Source organism: Rhizobium pisi (assembly GCF_003938655.1).
GTDB lineage: Bacteria > Pseudomonadota > Alphaproteobacteria > Rhizobiales > Rhizobiaceae > Rhizobium > Rhizobium pisi.
The window spans coordinates 447507-461357 of sequence record NZ_RJJT01000001.1; the positions used below are offsets into that span (position 1 = coordinate 447507).

Consider the following 13851-nt stretch of genomic DNA (forward strand, 5'->3'; position numbering starts at 1 on the left):
ATGGCAGATCTAGACGCAGCCGCAGGTCAAACGAAGAAATCCGGCTCGCTGATGACCATCATCGGCATCGCGGTGCTAACCCTCGTCGGCGCCGGCGGAGGCTGGGCGGTCGGCACGATCGTCGCGCCCAGCATCAAGGGTGCCAAGGAGGCCGAGCAGGCCAAGGACGCTGAAGCCAAGAAGAAGGCCGAGGAAGGCCTGGCGCGTATCTCGACCAAGGAGAACAACGTCGTCCAGCTCGAGCCGATCACCTCGAACCTCGCCTATCCCTCAGAGAACTGGGTCCGACTCGAAGTCGCGCTGCTTTTCAACGGGCCGCCGGATGTCAAGATTTCCGAGGACATTCATCAGGATATCCTCGCCTATATCAGAACCGTTTCCCTTCAGCAGATCGAGGGGCCGCGGGGCTTTCAATATCTCAAGGATGACATACAGGAACGTGTTGACCTTCGCTCGAAAGGGCGAGTATCGAAGGTGATGTTCAGGACATTTGTCATCGAATGATTCGATTCATAGTTTTCCTTGCCGTCATGATGGCGGTACCGGAGCTGGCGGTCGCCCAGCAGCTGCCGACCAATTTATTGAACGTGCCGGTCGATGGCTCGGTCGCCGCCTGGATCATCCGCACTTTCGGCCTGCTGACCGTTCTTTCGGTCGCGCCGGGCATCCTGATGATGGTGACGAGTTTTCCTCGTTTCATCATCGCCTTCTCGATCCTGCGTTCGGGCATGGGCCTGTCCTCGACGCCCTCCAACATGATCCTCCTGTCGCTGTCGCTGTTCATGACCTTCTACGTCATGTCTCCGACCTTCGATCAGGCCTGGCAGAACGGCGTGCAGCCGCTGCTTGCCAACCAGATCAACGAGACCGAGGCCGTCCAGCGCATCGCCGAACCCTTCCGCACCTTCATGTCGGCCAATACTCGCGACAAGGACCTGGCGCTCTTTGTCGATCTGGCGCGTGAACGCGGGCAGACCATCCAGACGACCAATCCGATCGATTATCGTGTGCTGATCCCGGCCTTCATGATTTCCGAGATTCGCCGAGGCTTCGAGATCGGCTTTCTCGTCGTGCTGCCGTTCCTCGTCATCGACCTCATCGTCGCGACCATCACTATGGCGATGGGCATGATGATGCTGCCGCCGACCTCGATCTCGCTGCCTTTCAAGATTCTCTTCTTCGTGCTGATCGACGGCTGGAATCTGCTCGTCGGCAGCCTGGTGCGTTCGTTCAGCTGATGAAAGCGCGGATGCGCTTGAGCATATCGCGCAAAGTGCGCAGCAGTTTTGTGATCGCAACGGCAGAGACCTGAAGCGTCGCGAGCGAATCTGAAAGATCGCGACGCGCTTTAGCTGCCCTCCACCCTTTGCCCAATAAGAAAAACCGCCGGATCGCTTCGATGGTTTTTTGTATGCGGGGTGACAGCCTCACTCGGCCGCGAAGGGCTCAGCGCGCGGCGGCAGCGCCGCAATGTCCATATGGTCGGGTGCGAGACGTTGTTTGGCGCGCTCGGCCATGATTTCATAGGCCTGTTCCAGATGGTGGCAGAAGCGTTCGGCGTCGAAGAGCGGCGCGATATAGCGCTTCTCCTTCAGGTGCGCCTTGTATTCGGCAATCCGTGCGGGGTTCTGTGCGAGCTCGACGGCCATATCCTCATAGGCCTGCAGATCGGCCGCGACGAGATCGGGCAGGTCGATCGCGCGTAGCAGGCTCTCGCTGACGCGTGAGGCGAAGTTGGTGCCCTTGACGGTCAGGACCGGCAGGCCACCCCAGAGCTGCTCCGAGGTGGTCGTGTGGCCGTTGACGGGGAAGGTGTCGATGCCGAGGTCGGCTGCCTGCTGGCGGTCGATATGTTCCTCGTAGGGCGCGCGCGGGCAGAAGATGATCCGCTTCGGGGAAATGCCTGCCGCCTGGAACTGCTTCAAGAGGTTCGCCTGGTTGCGAGGAGAATTCGCCATCAGCCAGAGTACGCTGTTCGGCGCCCGCTTGAGGATCCGGCACCAGCTGTCGATCGTTTCCGGCGTAATCTTGCGGTTACCGTTGAACGAGGCGAAGATGAACGCATCCTCCGGCAGTCCGAGCTTTTCGCGCGTGACAGGACGCGGCTTTGGGCGATGCATCGGGTCGTTCGGCTGGTAGCTCTCCGGTAGCCGGCAGAATTTCTCGTGGTAAAAGGGCTTTGCCACATCGGGCAGGACGTAGTGGTCGCCGATGACGTAGTCGAGGTCGATGTTGACGGTGCTACCGGGAAAGCCGAGCCAGGCGACATGCACCGGTGCAAGGGGCAGGTTGAAGGCCGTCGCGCGGCTGCCCGAGGTATGGCCCTTCAGGTCGACCATGATGTCGATATTGTGCTCTCGCACCGCTTCCAGTATCGCCTGGTCGGAGAAGCCGTGAACATCGACGATCCTGCCCCAGCTGCTGCGGTCCGTATTGTTGTGTTTCAGGAATTCCGGGCCCGTATGGCAGAAGAGCGTGACCTCAAACCGGTTCTTGTCGTGCAGTTCGAGGATGCGCTGCAGGAGCTTCATGGTCGCGTGGCGGTCCCAGAAGTCCGACGACATGTAGCCAATCCGAATCTTGTCCGACCAACTGTGCGGCTGGTTGCGGCGGAAGGCCACGCGTTCGTGGTTGAGCGGCGTCGTGCCGATCGTGGCATACCGGTTGAAATCCTCATTGCCGCACCAATGCAAATGATAGAACGGGTTATCCTTGTGCAGGATCTCGATATCGCCTTTAGCAAGCGTGTCGTCGATGATTGCTTGATGTTTGCTCGCTTCGTCGAACTCGTTGAATTCGCGGGCGAAGACCAGGTGGAGGAAACGGAAAGCGAGATTGCCCGGAAAGCGCTTGAAGAGGTTACGCGCGAGCTTCTGGTTGGTTGCGTCGTTGAGATCGTCGCTGAGCAGCATGGCCGCCAGCCTGAGATGATCGGGATTCATGCTCTGCGACAGCACCGTCTTGAACGGGCGAATGATATCGCGCTGCTGGCGCTTCAGATAGATTGCCGTGATGATGAAGGCGAGGTCAGCATCTTCCTGGGCCTTGGCAAGGTTTCGCATGCCGATCAGCAGCGCGTCGTCCTCGTTGCCGGTCTCGTAATGCAGCTTAGCTGCCTGCTTGGCGTATTCGTAGGAGTTGGGCCCTTCGCAGCCGGCGGCGAGGCCATAGGCCTTCGCCGCATCGCTCTTGAAGCCGAGCTGCACGAGGTTCTTGGCGAGCAGCGCGTAAGTCTTGGCGTCCTGCTGGATATCCATGAGCTGGTTGAGCGTCGCCAGGGACTGTGTGTAGCGGCCCATCTGGTAATCCTTGGACGCCGCAGAGAACGAAACTTTGCTGTTCAAAACCCAACTCCGTGAAGGAAATGTTCTGGCATAACTATCGATCGCCGACGCGCGCACGGGCCGTCCTTCCCGAAAATGGGTGGATCGGCCCGAAGATGCTATCCCGGCTCCTGCCACACTGGCATTCGAAGCTTGCTTGAAACCGGTGGCTCGCTGAAGTCTGCTCTCCGGGGCAGCTTGAAAGCTCGCTTTTTCCGCCGAATTTGAATGCGAGGGAAAACATTAACTATGCACTGTGAGGAGGCATTAACTATGCGAGGTGAGGGGCCGCCAAAGGGCCTGTATTTTTAAGGAGTTGGCAAGCATTGGCTGCGAGATTGCCCTGGACATGACGGGTTTGGGCCAAAACAAGCGGGCGCCGAGTAGCATGAAGCTGGTCCGTCATCGCCGGTATTACAGTCCGGTATGTCCTCCTTTTTTGTATCTAGTTTCCAGGGGACAGACTTATGACAAGCATTAACACGAACACTTCCGCACAGGCCGCTCTCCAGACGCTGCGCAGCGTTAACCAGGGCCTCAACCAGACGCAGAACCACGTTTCTTCGGGTTACCGCGTTGAAAAGGCTTCCGACAACGCGGCTTACTGGTCGATCGCAACGACCATGCGTTCTGATAACAAGGCTCTCTCGGCTGTCTCCGACGCTCTCGGCGTAGGCGCTGCCAAGGTCGACACCGCTTACACCGCCATGTCCAGCGCCATCGACGTCGTCGGCGACATCAAGGCCAAGCTCGTTGCCGCCACTGAAAACGGGGTTGACAAGGCCAAGGTGCAGGAAGAAATCGGCCAGCTGCAGCAGCAGCTCCTGAGCATCGCTCAGTCCGCTTCCTTCAACGGCGAAAACTGGGTTGCTGGCGCTACCGGCACCAAGAGCGTCGTCTCCTCCTTCGTCCGTGACGGCTCCAACGCCGTTTCGGTCACCACGACCGACTATGTTCTCTCCAGCGGCTCCATGGGCAACGTCCTGTTCGGCATGAGCGGTGGCCAGGTTGAAACCTCCACGGGTATCCTCGGCACCTCGAACGGTACGGTCGGTTCGATCTTCTCGATGAGCATCACCAACTTCACCGCCGGCCAGATCCAGACGGCTCTGACCAACGTTGAATCGGCTCTGAAGTCCATGACCAGCGCCGGCGCGGCTCTCGGTTCGCTCTCCAAGCGCATCGACAACCAGGACGACTTCGTCAACGCTCTGAGCGACTCGATCGACTCCGGTATCGGCCGTCTCGTCGACGCCAACATGGAAGAAGAATCCTCCAAGCTCAGCGCCCTGCAGACCCAGCAGCAGCTGGCGATCCAGTCGCTGTCGATCGCGAACTCCTCTTCGCAGAACATCCTGTCGCTGTTCCGCTAAGACCAGTCACTACAGTCTTCCAAGTTTCGCGGCCGGGTCATCCCCGGCCGCGAAATGTTTTAAAATAAGGTTAACAAAAACGGCTCTAAGTGTCGGATATTTTTACACTATTTCCATTTCGAATTTAGCCTTCCTTAACCATCTTGCTGTTTTCTAGGCCCATCGAAACGGCGAGTTAACCTTAACAGAGATGGTTAACAGGCATGATGCTGATCGCTGTGGGCCGGCCGAAAATCCGGAATGTCCCTGTTTAAAATCTGCCAACAAGGGGCAAGAAAACTATGACGAGCATCAACACCAATAACGCTGCAATGGCAGCCCTCCAGACTCTCCGTGGCATCAACCAGGGTCTCCAGACGACTCAGGCTCATGTTTCTTCTGGTTTCCGCGTCGGCAAGGCATCCGACAACGCTGCTTACTGGTCGATCGCGACGACCATGCGTTCGGACAACAAGGCACTTTCCGCCGTTTCCGACGCTCTCGGCCTCGGCGCCGCTAAGGTCGATACCGCCTACTCCGCCATGTCCAGCGCCATCGACGTCGTCGGCGACATCAAGGCCAAGCTGGTTGCCGCGACTGAAAACGGTGTCGACAAGGCCAAGGTCCAGGAAGAAATCGGCCAGCTGCAGCAGCAGCTCCTGAGCGTCGCTCAGTCGGCGTCCTTCTCCGGCGAAAACTGGGTTGCCGGCGCTTCCGGCACGAAGAACGTCGTTGCCTCCTTCGTTCGCGACGGTTCTAACGCCGTGTCGGTCGTGATGACCGACTACGTTCTCTCGAACGGCTCCATGGGCAACGTCCTGTTCGGCATGAGCGGCGGCGCGGTTGAAACCTCCACGGGTATCCTCGGCACCTCGAACGGTACGGTCGGCTCTGTCTTCTCGATGAACATCACCACCTTCACGCTCGGCCAGATCCAGACGGCTCTGACCAACGTTGAATCGGCTCTGAAGTCCATGACGAGTGCCGGCGCCGCTCTCGGCTCGATCTCCAAGCGCATCGAACTGCAGGAAGACTTCGTCAACGCTCTTAGCGACTCGATCGACTCCGGTGTCGGCCGTCTCGTCGACGCCAACATGGAAGAAGAATCCTCCAAGCTCAGCGCCCTGCAGACCCAGCAGCAGCTGGCGGTCCAGTCGCTGTCGATTGCGAATTCCTCTTCGCAGACCATCCTCACGCTGTTCCGCGGCTAATAGCCCGCGCAAACATCGGCCCGCCGGCCTCCGGCGGGCATCCAGGAATCGAGCCGCGGTCCGATGGAGCGCGGCTTTTTTATTTTCGTTAACTGTTGATTAACCATAATGCTGTCTTCTGCCGCTAACGAGACGGCGAGTTAACCAAATTTAAAAACCGGTTAACAGGCATGAGGCTGATTTCCCGTTCCCGGTAGCCTTCCGGAATGTCCCTTTTTTCCATCTGCCAACTAGGGGCAATCATTTCATGACCAGCATTTTGACGAATGTCGCGGCGATGGCCGCTCTTCAGACACTCCGCGGCATCAACAATAGCCTTGAGGACACGCAGAACCGCGTATCGTCGGGTTACCGCGTCGAAAAGGCTTCCGACAACGCTGCCTACTGGTCGATCGCGACGACCATGCGCTCGGACAATAAGGCCCTCTCGGCCGTTTCGGACGCTCTCGGCCTCGGCGCCGCTAAGGTCGACACCGCTTACTCGGCCATGGACAGCGCCATCAACGTCATCAGCGAAATCAAGGCAAAGATCGTCGCCGCCACGGAAAAGGGTGTCGACAAGACCAAAATTCAGGAAGAAATCGGCCAACTCCAGCAGCAGCTCTTGAGCATTGCTCAATCGGCTTCCTTCTCCGGCGAAAACTGGGTTGCCGGCGCTGACGGCACCAAGAGCGTCGTTTCAACCTTCGTCCGCGACGGCAACGGCAATGTCTCGGTCAAGACGACGGACTACGTCCTGAGCACGGGCTCCATGGGCAACGTCCTCTTTGGCATGACTTCGGTCGGTGCAATCGAGACGACCTCCGGCATCATCGGCACCTCCAACGGCACCATCGGCTCGATCTATTCGATGAACATCAGCACCTTCGGTTCGCCTGAGATCTCTATGGCGCTGACGTCAATCGAGGCCGGACTGGAGGCGATGACCAAGGCGGCATCCCAGCTTGGTTCGATTTCGACCCGCATCGAACTCCAGGAAAATTTCGTCGGTTCGCTAAGCGATTCCATTGACTCAGGTGTCGGGCGCCTCGTGGATGCCAACATGGAAGAGGAATCGAGCAAGCTGACGGCGTTGCAAACACAGCAGCAGTTGGCCATCCAGTCGCTGTCCATTGCCAACTCCAGCGCCCAGAACATCCTGACGCTCTTCCGCAGCTAAATCAGGCGTTGAAGCTGGACCGAATCTTGCGTCATCGTCCACCAGCAACCGAAAAGCCTCCCGGACCGCGCCCGAAACGGCGCGGTTCTTCTTTTTATATCAATGGCTTGATCGGTTCTATGCCTGCCGTGCGATGCTCGCTCCTCCGCTCTTGCCCAAAAGGTTGATATCGAGTTAACCTTGCATTGAGTTGATTTGCTTTTTTTGCGACGCGCCGGCGGAAATCGCCGGAGGCATGACGCCACTTCAGTCGCCGCCGGCAATCCGGCCTGCCCTTTCACCTTTCCGAGACCCTGTCGATGACCGTAAAGATTACCAGCGCGGCCGCGGTGAGTGCGCTTGCAGTGTTGCGCAGCATCAATAAAGAAGCCAACCAGACCCAACAGCAAGTTTCCTCGGGATATCGTATCGAGACGGCCGCCGACGATGCGTCCTACTGGTCGATCGCGACCGTCATGCGCTCGGACAGCACCAATCTCGGCACCATCGGAGATGCGCTCGGCCTCGGCGCCGCCAAGGTGGATGCGACCTATACGGCGATGACCTCGGCGATCGATCTCATTACCCAGATCCGCACCAAGCTGGTTTCGGCAAAAGAGCCCGGCACCGACAAGGACAAGGTCAACGCCGAGATCAGCCAATACAAGCAGCAGCTGCAGACGGTCGTCGAGTCGACGTCCTTTGCAGGCGAGAACTGGCTGTTGAATGGTGACGCCGCCGTGCCGCCGACATGGTCGGTCATATCAAGCTTCGTGCGCGTTCCGACAGGGGAGTACCAGGCGCGGACCATCGATTTCCCGTCGTCGCAGACCATCCTTATCGATAAGAACAATGCCAGCGGCGGCCTGTTGACCAAATCGGTCGATGCCCAGGCGATCAACAAGAGCGGTACGGGCCCGCGCAACTATTACCTGCTGAACGCCAACTCGACCACGCCGGCGACGGGTACGGAGGTTGCCATCGGCAAGAATACGACCGATGCCCAGCTCACGGACATGCTCGATGTGACCGACTCGCTGCTCTCCTCGCTGACGACGACGGCCGCTTCCATCGGTGTGATGAAAGCGCGTATCGACGGTCAGATCGACTACACCGCCGATCTGTCGGATTCGATCGACAAGAGCGTCGGCGCCCTGGTCGATACCGACATGGACGAGGCTTCCATCCGCCAGAAGGCGATCGAGACCCAGAAGCAGATGGCCGTCGAAGCAATCTCGATCCTCAACACGGCTTCAAGCAAGATCCTCATTCTGCTGGAGTAAAGGTGGGCGCGATCACGAATGGCGGCGGCGCCATTCATCCTCGCGCAAGTTTGACTTCCTAGTTTCCGGCATGAAGGCATCGCCCGAATCCGTGCCGGCGCAAGGTCAAGCCCTTGCGCGATTCGAAAGGGCATGCCGGAGCGCAAGGTCGTTTTGAGCGGGGCGGGCATGTTGCATGTCCCCGAATACTGGATGGTTTTTATGAGCATTTCGCTTTCCCGGTATTTGAAGGATTTCGGTGAGCCGGAACCATCGGCACCGATGATCGACATGGATGATTTTGCCGGCGATGGTTTTCCCGAAATCTCGAGCGAACCGGCAATCGACGTCGAGGCGGAGCGCCGTGAAGCCTATGTGCGAGGCCATGCCGCAGCGACCGCGGAATTGACCGAGAAATACGAACTCGAGTCGCAGATGCTGACTGAGGTCCATACGCGCGAGATCGAGGAGCTGAAGCTTCGCTACGAAGTCGAGGCGGCGTCGGTCATTGCATCCCGCATCCATGATATCGCCGAAGAGGTCGCCGCGCTGGTCAGCGCCGGCGCAGCCGCGGTCATCGCACCCGTCATGACGGAAGCGCTTGCCGCCAAGGCTACCGAAAGCCTCGCCGCTCTGTTGCGCGACGCCATCCTCGAAGGCGCGGCCGCACCGATCGTCGTCAGGGGGCCGGCGCGGCTCTTCGACAGATTGAAAGCCGAGCTCGGCGAACATGCCGACGCGGTTCGCCACTTTGAGACCGACGATATCGATCTTGCCGTCGAAATCGATGAATCCGTGATCGTCACCCGTATGTCTGCCTGGGCGGCCAGCTTGAAGAAAGTTCTCGAATGAGCGAAGGCGAAAACCATCACCACGGCAAGAACGAGATCATCATCGTCAAAAGGCATGGCGGTGGTGATCACGATGGCGCCCATGGCGGTGCGTGGAAAATTGCCTACGCCGACTTCATGACGGCGATGATGGCGTTCTTCCTCGTCATGTGGCTGGTCAATGCCGCCAACGAGGAGACCAAGGCCTCGGTCGCGACCTATTTCAACCCGATCAAGCTTGCCGACGAAAAACCGACCGAGAAGGGCGTGAAGAAGCCCGTCGACAGTGCGGAGGGCGAGGAGAAGAAGGAAAAGTCGAAGCAGAAGGAAGAAAATCCGACTGAGGGCAAATCCGCTGCGGATGGTGACGACCAGACTTCGACTTCAGGCGATCACACCAATTATTCCGAAGCTGATTTCTTCGAGAACCCCTATTCGGTTCTCGCCGAGATCGCCCAGGAAGTCGGCCAGCAGGCCAATGTCAGCGCCAAGGGCGATGGCGGCGCCGCCGATTCCGGACCGGCCACGGGTGCCGATGGCGGCGAGGCCTATCGTGATCCTTTCGATCCGGATTTCTGGACGAAGCAGGTTGAGGTCACGACTGCGGGCAAAGCGCAGCCTCCGGGCAAGAGCGACCAGCCGGCGGAGAGCGAGACGACCGAGATCGCCAAGGCAGAGAATGTGAAGCCCGAGGATATCAAGCCGCTGCCCACCGAGCAGAAAACCGCCAAGGAAACCAAGGGCGCGGTCGAGGCCAAGGATGGCAAGGTGGCGGCCGGCAAATCGCCTGACGAAAAGAAAGCCGAAGCTCAGAAGGACGCCGATCATCAGAAGGATGCGGACAAGACCGAAGAGCAGCAGAAGGAAGCCGAGCAGCAGCAGAAGAAAGAGGCGGAGCAGTTGCAGCAGCAGATCGCTCAGCAGATCGGCGGCGTTGCCGGCAAGCTCGCCGAGGGTCTGACCGTGACGGCATCGGAAGGCGGGTTGCTGGTCAGCATATCAGACCAGAACGACGATTCGATGTTCAATGTCGGCTCTGCGGTGCCGCGCCAGGAGATGGTGCTCGCCATGGAAAAGATCGGCGCGATCCTCAAGGAGAGGGGCGGGGCGGTCGCCATTCGCGGCCATACGGATGGGCGCCAGTACAAGGGTGCGCAGAATGAGAACTGGCGGCTTTCGATGGACCGCGCCCAGAGCGCCTATTACATGCTCGTACACGGTGGGCTTGATGAAAACCGTATTTCCCAGGTCTCAGGCTTCGCCGACCGCCGGCTGAAGCTGCCGTCCGATCCGTTCAACGCGGCCAACCGCCGGATCGAGATCCTGGTGCAGGCGGATCAAGGATAGTCGGATGGCGCGTCGGCAGCATCGCTACGTCAGATTTGTGGCCCTCGGCATGGCGATGCTTTCGCCTGCTGCAGGCAATGCGCAGGATCCGGACGACCTCGCGCCGTACAAGATGTTGCGGTCGCTGCAATTCGTGCAGGATTCCGTCGTAACCGGCGATCATTCGGCCGGTGAGATGCAGCGCTTCATGCTGGGCACCATCGACGAGCGGCTGCGCACCGTCGATCCCTCGATTTTCGACGACGACCGCAACGTCGATGCGGCACTGATCTATGCGATGAGCGGCGGCAATCCCCAGACGCTCGAATATCTGGTTGCTCACGACGTCAACGGCTATTTCGACAACCGCGTCACCGATGTGCTGCGCAAATATCTGAGCGGCAAGGGTCTTCTCGTCGCAAAGACGCTGGTGGAAACGGCCAGCGAATATCGCGACAAGAAGATCGGCCCCTATCTGGCGCTGATCGGCGGCAACGTGCTGATCGCGACGAAGCCGACGGACGCGCTCGATCTCTACGACCAGGCGCGGCTCGCCGCGCCGGGCACAATCGTCGAAGAGGCGGCGTTGCGTCGCTCCGTCGCCATCTGCCTCGACAAGGGCATGCTCGATAGGGGGATGGCCTATTCGCAGCGTTATATCAGGCGCTTCCTGCATTCGCCTTATGCCAGCCAGTTCGCCGATCTCTTCGTCAAGCTCGTCGTCGGTCACGATCACGACGTGAAGCCGCAGGATGTCGTCGACATCCTGTCTTTCATGGACGCGCCGCGCCAGCGCGAGGTCTATCTGCGCATCGCGCGCGCGGCCGCAATCGCCGGCAAGCCGGAGTTGGCGCGCATGGCGGTCGAACGCGTGCGGTCTCTCGGCGCCGGCACAGACAATGCCTTCGGCCCGCTCGCGGATTTCTATGGCGGCATGGCCGGTCTTCCCACAGAGAATATCGACCAGGCGGCGAAGAATGTCAGCGGCATCGACGGTAATGTGCTTTCGCCGCGGGATCAGGCGTTGCAGGAGGCGGCGAGATCCGTCGCCGATCAAATCCTGCGCGCTCCCGATCCGGCAAGCCTGACGCAAGCCTCCAATCCTAACACTGATCATCAAGAAATCACTTCTGAAAAGGCCGCGGCGATAGCCATGCAACCGGGAGCGCCAGGTGCGCTTCCCGAGCCTGTTCCGAGAGGTGTGGCATCGGCTGGCCAGGGCCAGGATACCGACCCCTCATTCAACGCATTTGTGACGACCAATCGGTCCAAGCTCGACGAGATCGACGGTCTTCTGGCGCAAGAAGGCAACTAAAATGATGGATATGAGCGTCTCGGGCGGAGCCTCTGGTGCGGAGACGGCTGCGGTTGCAAAATCGGCACGTCAGACTGGAAACGGTGATGCCGCCGGTCAAAAGAACGAGTTCTTCGATGCGCTCGCCAAGGCGGGCGGCGCCACCGCCAACGACGAGGCCGATGATGGGCAGCCGGGTCAGGGCGGGATTGTCGAAAACGGCGCCGAGAAGTCGGCGCGGGCGCTCCGCAACCGCGCGAAACCACTGATCGATCTCAGCGATGCCACGTTGAAGGCGCAGGCAGACGCACAGCCGGAAACCATCGCCGATCTCGCGAATGCTGAGAAGGTCGCCGGGAAGCCCGCAAAGAATCAGGTAAAGATGCCGGCCGATCTCGGTTTCGGGAAATTTGATCCGAAGGACCGCTCCACTGAGGAGGTCGCGCAGGCAGCCAAAGGCGTCAAGCACGCCAAGACCGACGCATTGGAAACCCACACCGACAAGGAAGACAGCAAGGACGATGACGGCGGAGTTTCCGATGTGCTCGGCCTGCTGAAGCAAGGGCCCGCCGACGGGACTGCAGCCTTGCCGGCAGCGGCAGCCACCCATCTCGCCTCCGCCAAGACTGGTGAGGCGCAAACGGCCGACAAGAAAGTCGATGGCGTCAACGCCAAGGCGGGCGGCAATGCGTCCGATGCCCTGGCGGCCGTCAGCGGCAAGCCCGACGATGTCACGGTTCCCGGAACGGAGAATGTCGACGCCGCCGACGGCAAGACGTTCAGGATCAGCCGTGCCGATGGCCGCGGCGTGTCGATGGACGTTCACATCGGTGCCGATCAGGCTGGGCCGAAGGAAGGCTCGAAGAAGGCCGATGTCGAAAATGTCTCGGTGCTCGAATCACGCCGCTATATCGGCCTGGCGCAGAATTCGAATTCCGCTGCCGTCACCGCTGCTCTCTCCGGCGATTCCGAATGGGCGCGCGCCATGGAGCCGAGCTCGGCGCTCTCTAACGCCGCGGAATGGACGAGCACCGGCAAGGTGGTCAATACGCTGAAGATCCAGATGAACCCGATCGATCTCGGCCTCGTGACGGCGACCATGCGCCTGTCGGGCGACGCGCTGAACGTCGACCTCAAGGTCGAAACCGGCGCGGCCTACCGGCAATTGAAGGAGGATCACGGCAAGATTCTCGAAGCGCTGCGCAGTCAGGGCTACGCGGTCGACAACGTCACTATCAGCATGGCGCCGGTCGACCATTCCGACGCAGGCAACCAGGCAGGCAGCCAGAGCCAGACCTCCCAGCAGCAGTCGCTCGCCCAGCAAGGACAGGGCGGCGAGGCGCGGGAGCGCCACAATCAGACGGCGCAGCGGACGAATGGAGGCATCAATGGCGCAGGCGAGACCGGTATTGAAGACGCTTCTGCTGGCAGGACTGGTAGCGGTAGTGCTGGCGGGGTTTACCTCTGAGGCATCAGCCTCCACAGGCGCTTGTGAGCGCGAAATTCAGTCGGCGGCCGCCAAATATGGAATTCCGGAAGGTATCCTCTATTCGGTCGGTCTGACGGAGACCGGCCGCAAGGGTTCGCTCTATCCTTACGCCATGAATGTCGAAGGCAAAGCGATCTTTCCGCCTTCTGAACAGGACGCCATGAAACAGTTCGATGTCGCCCGCAGAAGCGGCGCGAAGCTCATCGACATCGGATGCATGCAGATCAACCACTATTATCACGGCGAAAATTTCAGCTCCGCCGAGGACATGTTTGACCCGCATCGCAACGTGGAATATGCGGCGAAGTTCCTCCGCAATCTGCATGACCGTCATGAGACGTGGACGATGGCGGTAGCCAGATACCATGCTGGCCCGAACAACGACCCCGCACAAAAGCAATATGTCTGTCGCGTCATCGCCAATCTGGTCGCCACGGGCTACGGCAAGTGGACTCCTAATGCGAGTAACTTTTGTGGAAATTGATACAATCAAAAATTGAGGCGGCATATTGTGACGAAACTGTGTCACAATATGGCAGGAATCCGGCATGAATCCCCTGCGCAAGTCATAATTAAGAGACTGTTAACTTTTCCACGAAATTTTTGTGTGCATAATCAGGGGTGGC

Annotated in this window: 12 protein-coding genes; 11 read left to right on the plus strand and 1 reads right to left on the minus strand. The window is 59.4% G+C overall.

Annotation, left to right across the window (positions count from 1 at the left end):
• Together EFD55_RS02295 and fliP are read left to right on the plus strand one after the other, a co-directional pair.
• Positions 1-504, plus strand: coding sequence for a flagellar basal body-associated FliL family protein (locus tag EFD55_RS02295; protein WP_125842567.1), 504 nt, complete (start codon positions 1-3; stop codon positions 502-504).
• On the plus strand, positions 501-1238 hold the full coding sequence (gene fliP, locus EFD55_RS02300) for a flagellar type III secretion system pore protein FliP (RefSeq protein ID WP_125842569.1): 738 nt from the start codon (positions 501-503) through the stop codon (positions 1236-1238). The genes EFD55_RS02295 and fliP overlap by 4 nt, the downstream gene beginning before the upstream one ends.
• Before the next feature lie 189 nt (positions 1239-1427).
• Here fliP and EFD55_RS02305 read toward each other — a convergent pair whose 3' ends face one another.
• A complete protein-coding gene (locus tag EFD55_RS02305) occupies positions 1428-3401 on the minus strand; it encodes an O-linked N-acetylglucosamine transferase, SPINDLY family protein (RefSeq protein ID WP_183605224.1) in 1974 nt (657 codons plus the stop codon).
• A gap of 389 nt (positions 3402-3790) precedes the next feature.
• Between EFD55_RS02305 and EFD55_RS02315 the strand changes: the two genes are divergently transcribed.
• The 9 genes from EFD55_RS02315 (at position 3791) to EFD55_RS02355 (ending at position 13709) form a co-directional block, all read left to right on the plus strand.
• Complete coding sequence (locus EFD55_RS02315) at positions 3791-4696, plus strand: flagellin N-terminal helical domain-containing protein (protein WP_125842573.1); 906 nt, start codon at positions 3791-3793, stop codon at positions 4694-4696.
• Positions 4697-4977: 281 nt separating this feature from the next.
• Entirely contained in the window at positions 4978-5886 is a 909-nt protein-coding gene (locus EFD55_RS02320) for a flagellin N-terminal helical domain-containing protein (RefSeq protein WP_125842575.1), read from the plus strand.
• 247 nt (positions 5887-6133) lie between these two features.
• Positions 6134-7045: a flagellin N-terminal helical domain-containing protein gene (locus EFD55_RS02325; RefSeq protein ID WP_125842577.1), complete on the plus strand. Its 912-nt coding sequence runs from the start codon at positions 6134-6136 to the stop codon at positions 7043-7045.
• Between the two features lie 299 nt (positions 7046-7344).
• Entirely contained in the window at positions 7345-8307 is a 963-nt protein-coding gene (locus EFD55_RS02330) for a flagellin N-terminal helical domain-containing protein (protein ID WP_125842579.1), read from the plus strand.
• Positions 8308-8508: 201 nt separating this feature from the next.
• Entirely contained in the window at positions 8509-9138 is a 630-nt protein-coding gene (locus EFD55_RS02335; protein ID WP_125842581.1) for a hypothetical protein, read from the plus strand.
• The gene (locus EFD55_RS02340) at positions 9135-10463 is read left to right on the plus strand and encodes a MotB family protein (RefSeq protein ID WP_125842583.1); all 1329 of its coding nucleotides are present in this window, start codon (positions 9135-9137) and stop codon (positions 10461-10463) included. The genes EFD55_RS02335 and EFD55_RS02340 overlap by 4 nt, the downstream gene beginning before the upstream one ends.
• A gap of 4 nt (positions 10464-10467) precedes the next feature.
• Positions 10468-11757: a chemotaxis protein MotC gene (gene motC, locus EFD55_RS02345; RefSeq protein WP_125842585.1), complete on the plus strand. Its 1290-nt coding sequence runs from the start codon at positions 10468-10470 to the stop codon at positions 11755-11757.
• Between the two features lies 1 nt (position 11758).
• Positions 11759-13204 (plus strand): flagellar hook-length control protein FliK, encoded by a 1446-nt coding sequence (gene fliK / locus EFD55_RS02350; protein ID WP_125842587.1) that lies wholly within the window; start codon positions 11759-11761, stop codon positions 13202-13204.
• Complete coding sequence (locus EFD55_RS02355; protein WP_125842589.1) at positions 13146-13709, plus strand: lytic transglycosylase domain-containing protein; 564 nt, start codon at positions 13146-13148, stop codon at positions 13707-13709. The genes fliK and EFD55_RS02355 overlap by 59 nt, the downstream gene beginning before the upstream one ends.
• Positions 13710-13851 lie beyond the last annotated feature (142 nt).